The following is an 18,449-nucleotide window of genomic DNA, read 5'->3' on the forward strand; positions in this document are numbered from 1 at the left end:
CGGGCGAGCCGAGTCGCGGGCTCAGCGCTGCATGCCGGACCAGCCACGGGGCGACTCCGGCTCCCGCTCGTCCTCGTCGGCTCCGGTGATGATGTCCCGGTCGACGGCGGTGCGGTCGTGTTCGTTGGCGAAGTCGGGCTCGGGCAGGGTGTCGGTGCCCTCCGGTGGCTGGCCGAGCGCGGGCGTACGGGGATGCTGATCTTCCTCGCGCTTCGTCATGCTGTTCCTCTCCTCGTCGCCGGCATCGGCCGGCCGATCATCCTGCCGAGCCGCCAAGCAGGTCGGTCACCTCGTCGACCGCGTACTCACCCTGCGGAAGCGCGTTGAGACGGGACAGCAACTGCGCCGGCAGTTCGGCGGCGACCGCCCGGCGGTAGATGTCCACCTGACTGATCCGCTCCTGGCCGTGATAGAGATCGTCGAGCAGTTCGTCGAGCGGTCGGGTGTCCACCTCCTCGACCTCCAGCTCGTCCCCCACCGCGGCAGCCGTTCCCGGCAGGTCGGTGGTGGGTGGATCGAGCGCCGCGGTGTCCACCACCGGCACGTCGGCCAGGATGGCTTCGGGCAGCCGCGCCTGCGTCGTGGGCGCCTCGGTCACAGGTACGTCATCGGTCACCCTCGTGACCTACCCGTCCCCGACCCGGCAAAACACCCCCACCCCCCACCCTCCCACTGCGTTGATCATGAGGTTGGCGGCAGCGTGGAGATCGAACACTGCCGCTAACCTCATGATCAACACGGGCTGGGGGTGGTGGGTGGGTGCGGGGGTGGTTAGGCGGGGGTGGGGAGGGTGGTGGTGGCGCGGCGGGTGCGGACGGCGGCGGCCAGGTCGGCGAGCACCTCGTCGGTGGTGTCCCAGCCGATGCAGGCGTCGGTGACCGACTGGCCGTAGGTGAGTTCGCGGGTGGGGTCGAGGTTCTGTCGCCCCGGCACCAGGAAGCTCTCCAGCATGATCCCCACGATGCCGCGCTGGCCGGCGGCGATCTGCGCGGCCACGTCGGCGGCCACCACGGGCTGGTTCCGGTGGTCCTTGCCGCTGTTGGCGTGGCTGGCGTCGACCACCAGCCGTTCCGGCAGCCCGGCGGCCCGCAGCAGGTCCAGCGCGCCGGACACCGACGCCGCGTCGTAGTTCGGCCGGCCGCCGCCGCCCCGCAGCACCAGGTGGCCGTCGGCGTTGCCCCGGGTGTGCATGATCGCCGGGGTGCCGGAGACGTCGATGCCGGGGAAGACATGCGGTACGCCGGCTGCCCGGATCGCGTCCACGGCGGTGGCGATGCTGCCGTCGGGGCGGTTCTTCATGCCGATCGGCATGGACAGCCCGGAGGCGAGTTGCCGGTGGACCTGGCTCTCCACGGTGCGCGCCCCGATCGCCCCCCACGCGACGGTGTCCGCGATGTACTGCGGGGTGATCGGGTCGAGGAACTCGCACCCCACCGGCAGACCGAGACGCAGCACGTCGAGCAGCAGCGCCCGGGCCCGCCGCAGGCCCGTGTTGACGTCGCCGGAACCGTCAAGCCCCGGATCGTTGATGAGGCCCTTCCAGCCCACTGTGGAGCGCGGCTTCTCGAAGTAGACACGCATCACCACGAGCAGGTCCTCGGCGACCCGCTCGGCCGCCGCCCGCAGCCGGTGCGCGTAGTCGAGGGCGGCGGCGGGGTCGTGGACCGAGCACGGCCCGACCACCACCAGCAGCCGGTCGTCGGCCCGGTCGAGCACCTGTCCGACCGCCCGGCGCCCGGACAGCACGGCGGCCGTGAGGGAGTCGTCCAACGGCAACTCGTGCAGCAGCAGGGCCGGGGTGGTCAGCGGTACGACACGGTCGATCCGCTGGTCGATGACCGGATGGTGTTCCGGGGTCGTCACGGTGGGCATCCTTCCGCCGACCGCACCCGGGGCCGGTGCCCGGGTCGAGCCGGCTGCTCGTACGCGAAAGGGCAGGAACGAAAGCTCCTGCCCGGCCGGCTCGAATTCGGTGACGTCAGATCATGGTGAGGTCACCGGCCGAGCCGGCTGCCTAAACCATCGATACGAGCGCGTCACGGCGGTAAGCGTACCCGACCGTGCCCGAGTGTGTGCGAGCGCTCACCATCTCGTCGACTGGACCTCGTCTTGTGTTCACCGACATCAATGAAACCGCCGGTAATTTCAGCGTCACCGAACGCTGCTCATCCGGAGGTCTCGCGATGGATCGTCGTACCGTTCTGCGCGCCACCGTCGCCGGTGGCGCCGCCGCCTTCTCCGGCAGCCTGTGGGCGGGTGCCGCCGCGGCCGCTCCCGCCCAGCCCGGCCCCAGTCCCTACGGCGCACTGCGCAGCGCCGACAGCAACGGCATCCAACTGCCCACCGGATTCACCAGCCGGGTGATCGCCAGGTCCCGGCAGAGCGTGGCGGGAACGTCGTACACCTGGCACGACGCGCCCGACGGTGGTGCCTGTTTCGTCGCCGGCACCGGCTGGATCTACGTCTCGAACTCCGAGATCACCCCCGGCGGCGGCGCCTCGGCGGTGCGCTTCAACGCCGACGGCAGCATCGCCTCGGCGTACCGGATCCTCGCCAACACCAACCAGAACTGCGCCGGCGGCGCCACACCGTGGGGCACCTGGCTCTCCTGCGAGGAGGTCAACCGGGGGTTCGTCTACGAGACGTACCCGCAGGGCGGCACGGCGGCGGTGCAGCGGCCGGCGATGGGACGGTTCAAGCACGAGGCCGCCGCCTGCGACCCGGACCGTCGGGTGATCTACCTGACCGAGGACGAGAGCAACGGCTGCTTCTACCGGTTCCGGCCGAACACCTGGGGCAACCTCTCCGCCGGCACCCTGGAGGTGCTGGTCGCCGGGACCGCCACCAGCGGCCCGGTGACCTGGGCGCGGGTGCCGGACCCGGACGGGTCGCCGACGGTGACCCGCGGTCAGGTCTCCGGAGCCAAGCGGTTCAACGGTGGCGAGGGCTGCTGGTACGACGACGGCACCTGCTGGTTCACCACGAAGGGCGACAACCGGGTGTGGGCGTACGACGCGGTCAACCAGCGCATCGACCTGGCGTACGACGACTCGCTGGTCTCCGGCACCGCGCCGCTGACCGGGGTGGACAACATCACCGGCACCGGTTCGGGTGATCTCTACGTGGCCGAGGACGGCGGCAACATGGAGATCAATATCATCACTCCGGCCGGGGTGGTCGCGCCGTTCCTGCGGATAACCGGTCAGTCCGCTTCGGAGATCTGCGGGCCGGCCTTTTCGCCGGACGGCGCCCGGCTCTACTTCTCGTCACAGCGCGGCACCTCCGGCTCTTCCTCCGGCGGCATCACCTACGAGGTGCGTGGCCCGTTCCGCTGAGGGGTGGCCTGCGTGCCGGGGAGGCCGGTTGGGTATGAGGAGCGGCATGACTGACGAGCGAAGCGACCAGGAGCGGGTGGAGTCCCGCGCCCACCTGCTACCGGAGGAGGCGGCCGTGGGCAGTGATGACGCGCGGGCCCAGGCCGACGCGATCCTCGCCGAGTCCGACGCCCGGGAGGCCGATCAGAACGCCGCCCCCGACACCGTGCTGGAGCGGCGTACCTCGGATCAGACCGTCAACCCCGTCGAGCCGCCGGACTGAGCGCGCACGCCGCCCGGCCCTCTCCGTCGCCACCGCGGTGGCGAGGCCGGCCAGGTCGTGGCCCAGGTCGGGTGACTCCGGGTCGGCCAGCGCGGCCAACCAGAGCCGCCGCCGGCCGGTCCGGTAGGACATGATCGAGCTGTACGTGCCGGTGAACCTGCGCCGGGGCAGCGGTAGGTGTCGCAGCCCCGGCGCGGCGGTGCTGGAACTGACAAGCAGGTCGAACGGCCGTCCGGTCGGGCGGTGGATGCGTACCGCCAGGCCCAGCACGTCGGGCCAGCCACCCGGGGTGGGGCTTCCCTTGGAGAATCTGATCGTGGCCGGGTAACGGCCCGGCCGATCGACCAGCCGGACACCCGTCGGCGGGCCGGACGTACCCCTGACGAGCACCTCACCGGTGAAGGACCGCCCGGCCGGGTGCAGCAGCCGGGTTCCTCGCAGCCGGGCCAGCGCCCGGGCCGCTCGTTCGGCTGTGACTGCGGGCTGCGGCCAGGGGATCGTCGGCATGCCTTTCCGCATACCCAGGGCCGTACCGTCGATGCCAGCCCGCCGGCTGGTGCGTTGTCGCAGGCGGCCGGGGCGTCGGTGCGGCACGCCGGTGGGGCGTCCCGGGGCCTGCCGGGACGAAAGATCGGATAGCGTCGGTGCCATGCCCGACAGCGGTTACCCCTGGCCGATCTCGACGACCCGACTGGACAACGGCCTACGCGTGGTGGTCAGCGAGGACCGCACCGCCCCGGCGGTCGCGGTCAACCTCTGGTACGACGTGGGTTCCCGGCACGAGCCGACCGGCCAGACGGGCTTCGCCCATCTCTTCGAGCACCTGATGTTCGAGGGCTCGACGCATGTCGCGAAGACCGAGCACATGAAGCTGGTCCAGGGCGCCGGCGGCTCGCTCAACGCCACCACGAACCCGGACCGCACCAACTACTTCGAGACGGTCCCGGCGGAGCACCTCGAACTGGCGCTCTGGCTGGAGGCCGACCGGATGGGCGGGCTGGTGCCGGCGCTGACCCAGGAGACGCTGGACAACCAGCGGGACGTGGTCAAGAACGAGCGGCGGCAACGCTACGAGAACGTCCGCTACGGCGACGCCTGGTTGCGGCTGCTGCCGCTGCTCTATCCGCCGGGCCACCCGTACCATCACGCCACCATCGGGTCGATGGCCGACCTGAACGCCGCTGACCTGGCCACCTTCCAGGCGTTCCACCAGACCTACTACGCACCGAACAACGCCGTGCTCACGGTGGTCGGCGACACCACAGTGGACGAGGTCGTCACACTGGCCGAGAAGTACTTCGGCGGCATTCCGCCCCGGCCGGAGATCCCGCCGGCCCCCGACGGCCGCGTCGTGCCGGCCACCGGAGTGCCCGTCGAGGAGACGGTGGTCACCGACGTTCCGGCGCCCCGCGTCTACGTCGCGCACCGCACCCACCCGTTCGGCAGCCCCGGATACGACGTGGTGACAGTGCTGGCCACCGTGCTCGGCAGCGGTCGGGGCAGCCGGCTCTACCAGCGGCTCGCCGATGGTGAACGGATCGCCCAACCCGATCTGGTCGGGGCGTACGGGGTGGATCTCGCGCACGCCCCGGCACCGCTCATCGCCACCGCGACCGCCCGACCGGGCGTGAGCGGTGAGCGGCTGGCCGCCGGCCTCGCCGAGGTGGTCGACGAACTGGCGACAGTGCCGGTCACCGCCGCCGAACTGGACCGGGCGAAGGCGTTGCTGACCACCGCCTGGTGGCGGCAGATGTCCACGGTGGACGGCCGGGCGGACGCGTTGAGCCGGTACGCCACCCAGTTCGGTGACCCGGCCACACTCGCCGAGCGGCTACCGGCCTGGCTCGCGGTGACCGCCGAGCAGATCGCCGAGGTGGCGGCCGACACCCTCGCCGCCGACAACCGGGCGACCCTGACCTACCTCCCCGAGGAGAACCAGTGAGTGCGAGCAGTGAGCGGCCCTCAGTGACCCTGATCGCTGACCGCCCCGGCCCGGGTGCCGCCCGTCCGTACCGTTTTCCGCAGGTGGTCCGCCGGTCCGTCGCTGGCGGCGAGGTCGTCGCCGCGCACCTGCCGGGGCAGAACCTCGCCGTGGCGATGCTGCTGCTGGACGCGGGGGCCGGTCGTGAACCGGTGGGCCGCGAAGGGCTCGGCGGGGTACTGGCCAAGGCGTTGGAGGAGGGCACCACCCAGCGCGACGCCACCGCGTACGCCCTGGCCATCGAGGCGCTCGGCACCGAGCTGGTGACCGGGCTGGACTGGGACACCTTCCAGGCGAGCGTGCAGGTGCCGGTGGGCCGGCTGGGCGCGGCTGTGGAACTGCTCGCCGAGGCGGTGCGGACCCCGAGGCTGGACCCGGACGACGTGCGGCGGGTCCGCGACGACGAGGTGACCGCGCTGCGGATGGACTGGGCCAACCCGGGGCCACGGGCCGACGCGGCGTTGCGCGCCGACCTGTTCGGTGCCGGCAACCGCTGGGGCCGTCCGATGTACGGCGACCCCGACTCGGTGGCCGGACTGGACGTGGAGGACGTCACAGTCTTCCACTCGGAGTGGTTCATCCGGCCGGGCACCCTTGTCGTCGCCGGTGACCTGGACCGGCTCGACCTGGACGCCCTCGCCGCCACGGCGTTCGCCGGCACCGGCGGCGGGCCGGTGGACCGGGGCGCGCCGATCGACGTGCCGGTGCGTGCCGGGCGGCGGATCATCCTCGTCGACAGGCCCGGATCGGTGCAGTCCACGTTGCGGCTCGGTCATCCCGGACCGCACCGGGCGCACCCGGACCACGTGCCGATCGCGCTCGCCGGCACGGTGCTCGGCGGGGCGTTCACGTCCCGGCTCAACCACCTCATCCGGGAGGTGCGCGGTTACACGTACGGCATCCGGGGCGACTTCGGCTCGTCCCGTCGGTTCGGTCGGTTCGCGGTCAGCTCCGGCGTGCAGACCGCCGTCACCGCACCGGCGCTCGTCGAGGCGGTCGGGGAGATCGCGCGTACCCAGGCCGGTGGGGTGACCGAGGACGAGTTGGCGGTGGCCCGGTCCTGGCGGGCGGGCCAGCTCTCGGTCGAGTTGCAGAGTCCACGGGCGATCGCCGGAGCGCTCAGCACGCTCGTGGTGCACGACCTGCCGGACGACTACCACGCCCGGCTGCGGGAGGAACTGCTGGCCGCCGAGGTGGCCCAGGTCTCGGCGGCCGCCGAGACGCACCTGCGCCCGGAGTCGCTGACCCTGGTGGTGGAGGGCGACGCCGCGGTGATCAGGGACGAACTGGTGGCCACCGGTCTCGGTGAGCTGGTCGACCACCCGCCGGCGGGTTGATCGACAAGCCCACCGGCCGGGACTGTGACGTCGGTCGCGGCGTCGGCGGTCCGGGCTGAGATGCTGCGGTCGGCAGTGGTGGTGCGGCGCTGTTCTTCCGGCGGAACCGGCCGGCGAGGGGCGACTGTCCCGGCCCGGACCAGCTACGCCCTGCCGCTGGAATCTCCGACGGTGGGAAAGCGTTCCCGGTCCGGGCTGCGGGCTGGGTAGCCTCGCGGGCATGAGGATCGGCATTGTGGGAGCCACCGGCCAGGTCGGTGGCGTGATGCGGCAGGTGCTGGCGGAGCGGAACTTCCCGGCGGAGCAGGTGCGGCTGTTCGCCTCGGCGCGCTCGGCCGGGCGTGCGCTCCCGTGGCGCGGCGAGGCGATCACGGTCGAGGACGCGGCCAGCGCGGACTACAGCGGGCTGGACATCGTGCTCTTCTCGGCCGGCAAGGGTTCGGCGAAGGAGCTGGCGCCGCGGGTGGCCGCCGCGGGTGCGGTCGTCATCGACAACTCCTCGGCGTTCCGGATGGACCCCCAGGTGCCGTTGGTCGTCGCCGAGGTCAACCCGCACGCCGCCGCAGCCCGACCCAGGGGCATCATCGCCAACCCGAACTGCACCACGATGGCCGCGATGCCGGTGCTGCGTCCGCTGCACGCCGAGGCGGAACTGGTCGCCCTGGTGGTCTCCACCTACCAGGCGGTGTCCGGTGCCGGCCTGGCCGGCGTCGCCGAGCTGGACGAGCAGGTCCGCAAGGTCGCCGAGACCGCCACCGGGCTCACCTTCGACGGTGCCGCAGTGGACTTCCCCGCCCCCCGGTCGTTCGCCCAGCCGATCGCCTTCAACGTGCTCCCGCTCGCCGGCTCGATCGTCGATGACGGGTCGGCGGAGACCGACGAGGAGCAGAAGCTCCGGAACGAGAGCCGCAAGATCCTCGAGATTCCCGACCTGAAGGTCTCCGGCACCTGCGTACGGGTACCGGTCTTCACAGGTCACTCACTCCAGATCAACGCCCGGTTCGCCCGGCCGATCAGTCCGCAGCGGGCGTACGAACTGCTCGCTGGCGCGCCCGGGGTGGCGCTGGCGGACGTGCCGACCCCGTTGCGGGCGGCCGGTCAGGATCCGACGTTCGTCGGCCGGATCCGCGCCGACGAGACGGTCGAGCACGGCCTGGCGCTGTTCTGCTCCAACGACAACCTGCGCAAGGGCGCGGCGCTCAACGCCGTGCAACTCGCCGAACTGGTCGCCGCCGAGGGCTGAACCGCCGGGGGCCGAACCGCCGTCCGCGTGGCCACCTGTCACGTTACTGGCGGCGGCGGTCGGGTAGACCCGTGGTTGCCCGACACCGGAGAGGGAGGCGCGCCATGACAACTGTCGGAGAGTTCATGACGACCCGGTTGGTGACCATGGACGGCAACGCCACGCTCGTCGCGGCGGCCCAGGAGATGCGTGACTCGGCCATCGGCGACGTGGTGGTGACCCACGGGGACAACGTGGTCGGCATCGTCACGGACCGGGACATCACGGTCCGCGGCGTGGCGGAGAGCATGGACCCGGACACCACCCGGCTGAACCAGATCACCACCAAGGACGTGGTGACTGTGAGCCAGTACGACGACGCCGTCGCCGCCGCCGACCTGATGCGCACGTACGCCGTGCGACGGTTGCCCGTGGTGGAGGACGGCCGGTTGATCGGCCTGGTGTCCATGGGTGACCTGGCGGTCGAGCGGGAGCCCCAGTCGGTGCTCGCCGACATCAGCGCCGACGACCCCAACAACTGAGCGATCCGCCGACCGAAGCCGGTTCCCGAGCCGTCGGGAGCCGGCTTCGTGCCGCGCGCGGCACGCCCGTACCCGCCTGGCTCAGGTCACGGCCAGCCAGCTCACCCCATGCGGGTGAGGTTGAGCCACCGGGCGTCGGGGACCCCTCCTGCGGGACATCGAGCGACCGGGAGGAGGGCCCGATGGCGGACGCGATCACGCGATTTTTCGAGGACCTCGACCAACAGGGGTACGAGCCCCTGCTGGCGAAGATCTCCGGAGCCCTGCGCTTCGACCTGCACGAGGGGCCGCAGACCACGCACTGGCTGGTGCGGATCGACCGGGGGAGCATCCAGGTCAGCCGGGAGGACATGGAGGCGGACACGGTGGTCGGCACCAGCCCCGCGCTCTTCGAGGAACTTGTCACCGGCCGGGAGAACGGGCTGGCGGCGCTGCTGCGAGGGGACATGACGGTCACCGGTGACGCCCGTCTGGTGGTGCAGGTGGACCGGATCTTCCCCGGGTCGCCGTACGCCCGGGGACCGCAGCGCTACCGGAAGGGGGTGCAGTGATGGCGCCCAGCCACACCGTACGGATCCTCGACGGCAACAACTTCGTGGTCTGTGAGGCCACCGGGGACATCGAGGCGACCCCCACCGAACCGACCGGGCTGTTCTCCATCGACACCCGTTTTCTCTCCAAGTGGGTGCTGACGGTCAACGGCGAGCGACTGAACGCCCTCTCCTACGACGACCTCCAGTACTACGAGTCGCGCTTCTTCCTGGTACCCGGGCTGGCCACCCACTACGTCGACGCGAAACTGTCGATCATCCGGGAGCGGGCGGTCGGTGGGAGCTTCCGGGAGCACATCACCATCCTCAACCACGACGAGAAGGCGGTCGACCTGGACATCCGGATGGACGCCGGATGCGACTTCGCCGACCTGTTCGAGGTCAAGGACGAGATCCTCAACAAGAAGGGTGAGATCTACGCCGAGGCCGAACCGGACCGGCTGCGCCTGGGTTACCGGCGCGGCAACTTCAAGCGCGAGACGATCATTTCGTCCTCCGTGCCGGCCCGGTACGACCGTAACGGCTTCGCGTACTCCATCCACCTGGAACCGAACGAACAGTGGGACACGGACATCGACGTGCAGACTCTGGCAGTCGGCCCGGGCGGCCGGGACCTGCGGTTCGGGTTGCAGGTGCACGGCACCGAGCGGCTCGCCCTGCAGCACGACTTGGAGGAGTGGATCGCGAAGGCGCCGAAGGTGAACAGCGAGCACGACAAGGTGGCCGCGACGTACCGCAAGTGCATTGTCGACCTGGCGGCGTTGCGCTTCTCGCCGCTCTCGCTGGGGGGCCAGACCCTTCCTGCCGCCGGTCTGCCGTGGTTCATGACCATGTTCGGCCGGGACAGCATCCTGACCTGTCTGCAGACGCTTCCGTTCACGCCGGAGCTGAGCGCGACCACACTGCGGGTCCTGGCCTCGTTGCAGGGCACCCGGTTCGACGACTTCCGGGAGGAGGACCCTGGCCGGATCCTGCACGAGATGCGGTACGGCGAGAGCGCCGCGTTCGAGGAGCAGCCGCACTCGCCGTACTACGGATCGGTCGACGCCACGCCGCTGTTCGTGGTGCTGCTCGACGAGTACGAGCAGTGGAGCGGTGACGCCGCGCTGGTCAAGGAGTTGGAGCAGGAGTGCCGCCGGGCCTTCAAGTGGATCGACGACTACGCCGACCTGGTCGGCAACGGCTACATCTGGTACGAGCGGCGGAACACCGACACCGGCCTGGAGAACCAGTGCTGGAAGGACTCCTGGGACTCCATCTCCTACCGTGACGGCACCCTGCCGCCGTTCCCCCGGGCCACCTGTGAAGTGCAGGGGTACGCGTACGACGCGAAGATGCGCGGGGCCCGACTGGCCCGCGAGTTCTGGGACGACCCGGCGTACGCCGAGCAACTGGAGCGGGAGGCGGCGGCCCTCAAGGAACGGTTCAACCGGGACTGGTGGGTGGAGGACGGCGGTTACTACGCGCTCGCGCTGGATCCGGACGGACGACAGTGCGACGTGCTCAGCTCCAACATCGGTCACCTGCTCTGGAGCGGGATCGTCGACGACGACCGGGCCGAGCAGATCGCCAACCATCTGGTCGGGCCGCGACTGTTCACCGGCTGGGGAGTGCGGACCCTCGCCGAGGGCGAGGTGCGGTACAACCCCATCGGCTACCACAACGGCACCGTCTGGCCGTTCGACACCTCGTTCTGCGCCTGGGGTCTGCGCCGGTACGGCTTCCCGGAGGAGGCCGCCACGATCGCCAGCGGCATCCTGGACGCCGCCCGGTACTTCGACGGACGGTTGCCGGAGGCGTTCGGCGGCTATCCGCGTGAGCAGACGAAGTTCCCGGTGGAGTATCCGACGGCGTGCAGCCCACAGGCATGGTCGACGGGGGCGCCGCTGCTGCTGCTGCGTACCATGCTCGGCCTGGAACCACACGAGGGGCATCTGGCGGTCGAGCCGCGTCTGCCCATCGGCATGGGCCGGATCGAGGTGCTGGACATCCCGGGCCGCTGGGGGCGGGTGGACGCCTTCGCGCGCGGCCGGCTCGACCTGCACTCGCTCGCCGGCTGATCGACGGCGGCCGGGTTGCCCGAGCGGACGACGGGTGACCCGGCGGAGCCCCGAAGATCGCGGCTACCACCGTCCCTACCGGTGCGTAACCTACTCGGGGTAAAGTTCCGGAATGCCGGAACTCGTGTACCCGCCCGTGATCGCCGCCGCCAAGACGATGTTCCGGGTCCTCGACCTGAAGCTCACCGTCGAGGGTGACCACCACGTTCCCCGCACCGGCGGAGCGGTGCTGGCCAGCAACCACGTCAGCTACCTGGACTTCATCTTCTGCGGCCTGGGCGCGCTCGAGTCCCGGCGACTCGTCCGGTTCATGGCCAAGGACTCGGTGTTCCGGCACCGGGTGTCGGGACCGCTGATGCGCGGCATGCGGCATATCCCGGTGGACCGGCGTGCCGGCGCCGACTCGTACGCCGCGGCGGTCGCCGCGCTGCGGTCGGGCGAGGTGGTCGGCGTGTTCCCCGAGGCGACGATCAGCCGCTCCTTCACCGTCAAGGATCTCAAGAGCGGGGCCACCCGGATGGCCCGTGAGGCGGAGGTGCCGGTGCTGCCGGTGGCGCTCTGGGGCACCCAGCGGCTGTGGACGAAGGGGCGTGCGCGCACGCTCACCCGCCGGCACACGCCGATCACCATCCTGGTCGGCGAGCCGATGGAGTCCACCGCGTATCCGGACCCCACAGCGATGACCGAGGACCTGCGTACCCGCCTGACCGCGCTCGTCGACCGGGCCCAGCGGGAGTACCCGGACCAGCCCGCCACGCCCGAGGACAGGTGGTGGCTGCCGGCGCACCTCGGTGGCGGTGCGCCGACGCCGCAGGAGGCGCTCGTGCTCGACGCCGACGACAGGCGCTCCGCGACGTCCTGACCAACCGACGTGACAGCGCTCGACCGGCCCGGCGGGTGACGCGGTGGCCTATCGCTGTCCGGACGCCGCGTCGTACGGCTGCGCGTCGGTGTGCCTCGGCCGGTAGTAGTCGTCCCGGGAGTGGAACTCCACGGGCAGGGCGCCGGGCAGCAGCACCCGCCCGGTGCTGACGCGTGACGCGGTCCGCGCCAGGCGGGCAAGCGCGTCCCGCTCCGGCGGAGACAGGTCCACCAACTCCGGCCGGACCAGCCGGAACGTGGCGATCGCGTGGCGGAGCTGCCGGGCGAGTTCGCCGATCCGGTCCGCCGGACCGGTCAGGGCGAGCGCCGGCTGTCGGATCGTACGCAACGCGTCGCAGATCACCAGCAAGGTCGTCGAGTTGCCGTCGGCAGGCAGCAGCTCCAGCCGGGACGGCCACTGCCAGCGGATCTGCCCGCTGACCAGCCCCGGCAGTCGGGCCGACGCACGGGGGCCAGGCCCCACGACTGCGAGCTGCGTGCCGCCGCCCACATACGTCAGGCGGTGGTCGGTGACGGTGACGGCGACCGGGGCGGGCAGCGCCCAGGCGCGGTAGGCGTCGCTGGGACCGAGCAGGTATCCGGCAACGTCCACCCGGTGGCGATCGAGCACCTGCTCGCCGGACTCCGGCACCAGCTCGTGCCGCCGGTCCAGCACCGGGCCGGTGCCGTCGCCCACCGCGTCGAACCGGTGCGGTGCGATGAAGAACGGGGAGACGTCATCGGGCATCGTCGGAACCTCCGGTGCGGACGGCATCTACCCCCGAGCCTCGCCCAGGCGGCCACCGCTGTCATGACGCCCGTTAGGGGGTCGGCTGATCGGTTGACGCACGCGACCGGTAGATACCAATTTCCTCCGGTCGGACGAGTCCGTCCTCAATCGCCCGGGCGAGCAGTGCCGCCTTCGTGGCGGCTGGTCTGCCGGCCCGCGTGTACTTGATCCTCGCCCGGTCGACGTACTGCTTGACGGTGTGCTCGCTGATCCGCATCCGCCGGGCCACCGACGCCTTCGACATCGACTGGAACCACAGCAGCAGCGCCTCACGTTCCTGATCGGACAACACCGGCCGGTCCGGGCGCGGATCGCCGACCATCGCGCCGGCCAGCGCCGGTGGGACGTACGGCCGGTCGCTCGCCGCGTCCAGCACGGTGGCCACGCAGTGCTCCCGTCCCTCGTGCTTGGCGAGGAACGCCACCGCCCCGGCGTCCAGCGCGGCCAGCATTGTCGCGGGGTCGGAGTGTTCCGAGTAGACCACCACGCGTCGCCCGGCGGAACTCAGCTCGGCCAGCTTGTCCAACACCAACCTGCCGTGCAGCCGCAGGTCGAGCAGGACTACGTCGGCCTCCGGCGCGGCCCGCAACACCTCGTCCGGATCGTCGCCGGTGGCCAGCACCGTCAACCGCGGCTCGGTGGCGAGCCAGGCGCGCACCCCGTCGATGACCACCGGATGGTCATCCACGATCGCCACCCCGACGGGCCGCCCCGGCGTCACCGGTGCCAGCGCGTCTGCGTCCATCTGATCTTCCCGTCCCGTTCGTAGAGGTGCTCTACCTGCCCGTCGACGTCCTCGGCCGGATGCCCGGTGGGGTCCGGCCCCTCCCGGTCGGGTGTGACGAGACTGACCACCACCTCGTCGGGGCCGGAGACCACTGTCAACCGGGCCCAGTCCCGGGCATCCGCGAGGCTTGCGGTGAGCGGGTCCGCCAGGCTCCGGCGGACCCGCACCGGCAACGGTGGCGGTGAACCAATTGTGACCAGGTCGATCGGGAGGCCGTTGCGCTCGGCCAGATCGACGGCGGCCCGCAGCTCGTGCAGGAGCGGGTGGGGCACGTCGTCGGACTCGGCGATCAGGCGACGCAGCCGGGCGGCGGCCCGTACGCAGCGCCGCTGCACCTCCGGGTCGGCCGGGTCGGCCCGCCCGTCGGCCAACTCGGTGAGCACCTCGCTGGCGGCACGACTGACCAGATTCAACCGCTCGCCCCGCTCGTGCCGGGCCTGTTCGGCGGCTTCCCGCTCGGCCACCATCGCGTTCGTGGTCGCCGCCGTGGCCGCCCGTTGCCGGGACAGCGTGGCGAGCGCCGCCGCACCGGCGAAGACCGCCACCGGCAGTGACGACGTGCCGTAGAGGGCCATGGTGGCACGGGCCAGGTCGGCGGCACCCGTCGCGCCGTGCAGCACGACGGCGGTCAGCGCGGTGGCCGCGTGGGCGGCCAGCAGCGCGAGCAGCCGGTGCACCGGCCGTCCCCAGAGCACCACCAGGAAGAACCAGGCGAGGGTGCCCCAGACCCAGTTGGCCGGGCTGAACAGATGTGCCCTGCCCACCGAGGCGAAGACCGCCACGTCGACGACCAGCAGCAGCCCGGCCAGCGGCGCGGCGGGCAGCGGTGCGTCGCGGAGCAGCCGGATCCCGGCGATCACACCGAGCACCGCCACCAGCAACCAGCCACCGAGCACCACCTGCGGCACGGCCAGCGCCGGGCCGGCGGTCAGCACCGCCGGCAGCCCGATGGCGAGGTGCCAGACCAGCGCGATGGTGACCGCGACGATCCGGGCCCCCCGGTCGGAGGTGTGGGCCACCGCGGCGGCCGCCCGGACCGCGCCCACCTCGTCCGAGCCGGATGTGACCCTCGGGGTCGGTACCGAAGCTGGCCGGGTGTGCTGCGGGAGGAATGTCGTACCCGGTTCAGCCGACATCCGACCACTCCAACCGGATGCGGGTGCCCCGACCTGGCGCGGAGTCGATGTCGGCCCGACCGCCGATGGTCTCCATCCGACCGCGTACCGACTCGCGCAGGCCGTATCGGTGGGCCGGCACGGTGGCCGGGTCGAAACCGGGGCCGTCGTCGGTCACGTCGACGGTCAGGGCACCGGCGAACTGCCGCAGTCGCAGCGTCGCCCGCGCGCCGGGAGCATGGTTGGCCACGTTCGCCAGCGCGGCGTGCGCGCTCTCCGCGACGGCCTCCGCGACGGGTGCCGACACCGTGCACGGTGGCAGGTCGGCGGCCACCGGCAGGCCCGGCAACCGGGCGAGCATCGTCCGGAGTCGCTCGTCCAGCCGGGCCGTGGCGTCGTGCGGCACCGAGCGTGCCTCCGCCAGGGCGGCGAGCGTACGCAGATCTGCGGCACACCGCTCGCGTAGCGCCGTGGACGGACCGGCCACCGCCCCCTGCCCGACCATGGTGAGCGTGGCCAGGACGGTGTCGTGCAGGTCGCGGTTCTGCTGCCGTTCCGCCTCGCGGGCGATCCGGGCGACCATGGCGTGACGGGCGGCCCGTTGAGCGGCCACGAACGCGGTGTCGGCCCGGACGATGCGTCGGCGCATCACCGCTGTCATCATCGCGGTGCAGGCGGTCTGGGCCAGCAGGGTGGCCGCGTGGGCCCTCGCCTCGGTCGAGTTTCCGGCCAGGTGCGCACCCGTCGCGTAGGCGACGGTGACCAGCAGCCCGGCCGGAACCGACAACCGGGCCGGGGCGGTCGCCTGTGCGTTGATCACGGTGGTGCTGGCCAGCACGGCGATCCAGCTGGCCTCACCGGGCAGCACCTCAGGTGCGACCAGGACCGGAATAGCCAGGCACGCCGCGCTGGTGAGCGTCACGTCGACGGCGACGACCGGCGCACCGACCCCGTCCCGCCAGGCACGCAGCGCGTACCAGACCGACCACCCGGTCAGTACCGCCACTGTCGGCAGCAGCAGTTCCACACGTACCGGCGGGGTACGGACGGCGAGGGCGACCGCGAGACAGAACAGGCCGCAGGAGAGCCGCAGCAGCGCCGGCAACCGGGTGAAGATGAACGCGAATGCGCCTGCGGCTGGACGGTCCACCCTGGCGGGTGACGTGATCGGGTCTGGCACGGCCGGCATCGGGAAAGCGTCCTTTGCGACAAACGACCCGATCCGGGTCCGCGCTGCGGAGATCGACGCCGGAGAATAACACACGGCAGTGGCGCTGATGACCGTGGGTGACGTCGAGTTGGACCCTGCGTCGCCGATCCGTCACCCTCAGCCGCTGTGCTCCTCGCGTAGGCCGACACAGTCCTGCTGCCAGAAGGTGGCCGAGTAGACGAAGGTTCCGGTCATCCAGGGCTCGTACCCGGAAAGCCTGGCCACCTGGAAGGCGGGCACCGGGATGCGCAGCGATGGTCGGCGAAAGCCCAGCTCGCCGGCGGCGGCGAAGCCGAGGCGGGAGTAGTACCCGGGGTCTCCCTCCAGGAAGACGGCGGGTGCGCCGCGCTGGTCCAGCAGTCGCAGGCCGTGTCTGACGAGGGCGCCACCGATGCCACGCCGCTGCCGGTCGGGTGTGACCGCGAGCGGGCTGAGCACCTGCACCGTCACGAGTCGACGCGGGGCGTCGAGCAGGCTGCTGGTGAACAGCACGTGCCCGGCGATCTCGTCATCCTCCTCCGCGACCAGGCTGAGGGCCTCCGGATCGTCGTCGCGCAGCGCCCGCACCAACGCCGCCACCACCTCACCGTGGCTGCCGAAGGCCAACCGGTGCAACTCGTGGACGGCATCCCGATCGGCGGCCAACTCGTCGCGTATCTGCATGGCGGTGACCGTACGGCCGGCGTCACGGCCCGGGCCAGCGATATCCGGTGGGGTGGTGGCGGCCGGCGCGTTCGAAGTCGCGTGCTACATTTACCACTTTCAATGCATTAGGGGGTGGCATGAAGATCCGACTCGCGGTCGGGGCCGTACTCACCGCCGGTCTGGTCGCCGGCAGCGTCGGCGTCGCCGGCTTGGCCGGCGCGGTCCCGAACGCCGAACGCCCGGCCGGTGCCCTCGACGACGCGCCACCCGCGCTGCTCGCGGTAGGCGAGTTCGACTTCTCCCGACCCGAGACGGTCGCCACCGGCCTCCAGGTGCCGTGGGGGATGGACTTCCTGCCGGACGGCAGCGCCCTGGTCGCCCAGCGCCCCACCGGGCAGGTGGTGCGGGTCCGGCCCGGCCAGTCGCCGGAGCCCATCGTCACCGTCTCCGGGGTGACTCCGGTCAGCGAGGGCGGCCTACTCGGCCTCGCCGTTTCGCCGACCTACGCCCAGGACGGCTGGATCTACGTCTACTTCACCACCGCGACCGACAACCGGATCGCCCGGTTCCGGCTCACCGCACCGCAGACCCAGCAACCGATCCTCACCGGGCTGAACCGGGCGGCCATCCACAACGGCGGCCGGATCGCGTTCGGACCGGACGGGATGCTCTACGTCGGCGTCGGCGACGCCGGACAGACCGCCTCGGCGCAGGACCCGCAGAGCCGCAACGGAAAGATCCTGCGTATCCGGCCGGACGGCACCGCCCCGCCGGACAACCCGATCGCCGGCTCACCTGTCTACAGCCTCGGCCACCGCCACGTGCAAGGTCTGGCCTGGGACGCCCAGGGCCGGCTGTACGCCACCGAGTTCGGCCAGAACACCTGGGACGAGATCAACCTGATCGTCGCCGGCGGCAACTACGGTTGGCCCACAGTGGAGGGCCGTGCCAACGACCCACGCTTCCGTGACCCGCTGCTCACCTGGACCCCTGCGGAGGCCTCCCCGAGCGGTGCGACGATCGCGGGGAACCGCCTCTTCGTGGCCAGCCTGCGCGGCAACCGACTCTGGAACGTGCCGCTCAACGGCTCCGGGGGCGTCGGCACCCCCACCGCCGATCTGACGGGCAGCTACGGGCGGCTGCGCACGGTCGAGTACGGCCCGGACGGTTGGCTCTGGGTCACCACAAGCAACCGGGACGGCCGAGGCACCCCGGCCGCCACCGACGACCGCATTCTCCGCTTCCCACCCCGCGACGGCACCACGCCGCCCCCGACCACCCCGCCTCCCACCACGCCCCCGCCCACCACGCCGCCCCCGACCACACCGCCGCCCACCACACCGCCGCCCACCAGCGGGCCGGCTGCGTGCACGGTGAGCTGGACGGCGAACCAGTGGAGCAATGGCTTCACCGCGGACGTCCGGGTCACCAACCGGGGCACCGCCCTGACCAGTTGGACCGTGACCTGGGCGTTCAGCGGCAACCAGCAGGTCACAAACGCGTGGAACGCGCAGGTCACCCAGTCCGGAAGGAACGTGACCGCGCGCAACGCCGCCTGGAACGGCAACCTACCGACAAACGGCACGGTGAGCTTCGGCTTCCAGGCCACCTACTCCGGCACCAATGACCGCCCGACCGCCTTCCAGCTCAACGGCACCCCCTGCCAGCCCACCTGACCGCCCGAGCCAGGTTGCCTCAATCTTGGACAGTTCCCGTTCTTCGCTTACGGAAACTGTCCAAGATTGACGTTG

Annotated in this window: 18 protein-coding genes; 9 read left to right on the forward strand and 9 right to left on the reverse strand. The window is 71.5% G+C overall.

Features of this window, described 5'->3' with window-relative positions:
- Positions 1-21: 21 nt before the first annotated feature.
- From Van01_RS21870 to Van01_RS21880, 3 genes are all read right to left on the reverse strand, one after another.
- On the reverse strand, positions 22-219 hold the full coding sequence (locus tag Van01_RS21870; RefSeq protein ID WP_204010729.1) for a hypothetical protein: 198 nt from the start codon (positions 217-219) through the stop codon (positions 22-24).
- A gap of 37 nt (positions 220-256) precedes the next feature.
- The gene (locus Van01_RS21875) at positions 257-499 is read right to left on the reverse strand and encodes a hypothetical protein (RefSeq protein WP_373306278.1); all 243 of its coding nucleotides are present in this window, start codon (positions 497-499) and stop codon (positions 257-259) included.
- Positions 500-771: 272 nt separating this feature from the next.
- Positions 772-1,872 (reverse strand): 3-deoxy-7-phosphoheptulonate synthase, encoded by a 1,101-nt coding sequence (locus tag Van01_RS21880; RefSeq protein WP_204010739.1) that lies wholly within the window; start codon positions 1,870-1,872, stop codon positions 772-774.
- Between the two features lie 311 nt (positions 1,873-2,183).
- Here Van01_RS21880 and Van01_RS21885 point away from each other — a divergent pair, with 311 nt between their 5' ends.
- Positions 2,184-3,335 carry an alkaline phosphatase PhoX gene (locus tag Van01_RS21885; protein ID WP_204010740.1) on the forward strand — a complete coding sequence of 384 codons (1,152 nt, stop codon included), beginning with the start codon at positions 2,184-2,186 and terminating at the stop codon, positions 3,333-3,335.
- Positions 3,336-3,432: 97 nt separating this feature from the next.
- Here the strand turns inward: Van01_RS21885 and Van01_RS21890 are convergent, their stop codons facing one another.
- Entirely contained in the window at positions 3,433-4,104 is a 672-nt protein-coding gene (locus Van01_RS21890) for a hypothetical protein (RefSeq protein ID WP_239099217.1), read from the reverse strand.
- A gap of 142 nt (positions 4,105-4,246) precedes the next feature.
- On the opposite strand from Van01_RS21890, the gene Van01_RS21895 reads away from it, so the two are divergent.
- The 7 genes from Van01_RS21895 (at position 4,247) to Van01_RS21925 (ending at position 12,152) form a co-directional block, all read left to right on the forward strand.
- The gene (locus Van01_RS21895; protein WP_204010741.1) at positions 4,247-5,539 is read left to right on the forward strand and encodes a M16 family metallopeptidase; all 1,293 of its coding nucleotides are present in this window, start codon (positions 4,247-4,249) and stop codon (positions 5,537-5,539) included.
- 23 nt (positions 5,540-5,562) lie between these two features.
- On the forward strand, positions 5,563-6,915 hold the full coding sequence (locus tag Van01_RS21900; RefSeq protein ID WP_204010852.1) for a M16 family metallopeptidase: 1,353 nt from the start codon (positions 5,563-5,565) through the stop codon (positions 6,913-6,915).
- A gap of 220 nt (positions 6,916-7,135) precedes the next feature.
- Complete coding sequence (locus Van01_RS21905; RefSeq protein ID WP_204010743.1) at positions 7,136-8,158, forward strand: aspartate-semialdehyde dehydrogenase; 1,023 nt, start codon at positions 7,136-7,138, stop codon at positions 8,156-8,158.
- Between the two features lie 104 nt (positions 8,159-8,262).
- Positions 8,263-8,679, forward strand: coding sequence for a CBS domain-containing protein (locus tag Van01_RS21910; RefSeq protein WP_204010745.1), 417 nt, complete (start codon positions 8,263-8,265; stop codon positions 8,677-8,679).
- A 182-nt stretch (positions 8,680-8,861) separates the two neighbouring features.
- Positions 8,862-9,230: an SCP2 sterol-binding domain-containing protein gene (locus Van01_RS21915; RefSeq protein ID WP_204010747.1), complete on the forward strand. Its 369-nt coding sequence runs from the start codon at positions 8,862-8,864 to the stop codon at positions 9,228-9,230.
- Positions 9,230-11,290: an amylo-alpha-1,6-glucosidase gene (locus Van01_RS21920; protein ID WP_204010749.1), complete on the forward strand. Its 2,061-nt coding sequence runs from the start codon at positions 9,230-9,232 to the stop codon at positions 11,288-11,290. The genes Van01_RS21915 and Van01_RS21920 overlap by 1 nt, the downstream gene beginning before the upstream one ends.
- 112 nt (positions 11,291-11,402) lie before the next feature.
- Positions 11,403-12,152: a lysophospholipid acyltransferase family protein gene (locus Van01_RS21925; RefSeq protein WP_204010751.1), complete on the forward strand. Its 750-nt coding sequence runs from the start codon at positions 11,403-11,405 to the stop codon at positions 12,150-12,152.
- Positions 12,153-12,200: 48 nt separating this feature from the next.
- Here the strand turns inward: Van01_RS21925 and Van01_RS21930 are convergent, their stop codons facing one another.
- The 5 genes from Van01_RS21930 to Van01_RS21950 all read right to left on the reverse strand — a co-directional run bounded on the left by Van01_RS21930 (position 12,201) and on the right by Van01_RS21950 (position 16,716).
- Entirely contained in the window at positions 12,201-12,899 is a 699-nt protein-coding gene (locus tag Van01_RS21930) for a hypothetical protein (protein WP_204010752.1), read from the reverse strand.
- Positions 12,900-12,972: 73 nt separating this feature from the next.
- Positions 12,973-13,686 (reverse strand): response regulator transcription factor, encoded by a 714-nt coding sequence (locus Van01_RS21935; protein WP_204010753.1) that lies wholly within the window; start codon positions 13,684-13,686, stop codon positions 12,973-12,975.
- Positions 13,659-14,864: a hypothetical protein gene (locus Van01_RS21940; RefSeq protein WP_204010754.1), complete on the reverse strand. Its 1,206-nt coding sequence runs from the start codon at positions 14,862-14,864 to the stop codon at positions 13,659-13,661. Before Van01_RS21940 ends, Van01_RS21935 begins: the two co-directional genes overlap by 28 nt.
- Entirely contained in the window at positions 14,854-16,032 is a 1,179-nt protein-coding gene (locus tag Van01_RS21945) for a sensor histidine kinase (RefSeq protein ID WP_204010755.1), read from the reverse strand. The genes Van01_RS21940 and Van01_RS21945 overlap by 11 nt, the downstream gene beginning before the upstream one ends.
- Positions 16,033-16,170: 138 nt before the next feature.
- Positions 16,171-16,716: a GNAT family N-acetyltransferase gene (locus Van01_RS21950; RefSeq protein ID WP_204010757.1), complete on the reverse strand. Its 546-nt coding sequence runs from the start codon at positions 16,714-16,716 to the stop codon at positions 16,171-16,173.
- Positions 16,717-16,835: 119 nt separating this feature from the next.
- On the opposite strand from Van01_RS21950, the gene Van01_RS33530 reads away from it, so the two are divergent.
- On the forward strand, positions 16,836-18,374 hold the full coding sequence (locus tag Van01_RS33530; RefSeq protein ID WP_204010759.1) for a PQQ-dependent sugar dehydrogenase: 1,539 nt from the start codon (positions 16,836-16,838) through the stop codon (positions 18,372-18,374).
- Positions 18,375-18,449: the final 75 nt, after the last annotated feature.

Source organism: Micromonospora andamanensis (assembly GCF_016863495.1).
GTDB classification, from domain to species: Bacteria; Actinomycetota; Actinomycetes; order Mycobacteriales; family Micromonosporaceae; genus Micromonospora; species Micromonospora andamanensis.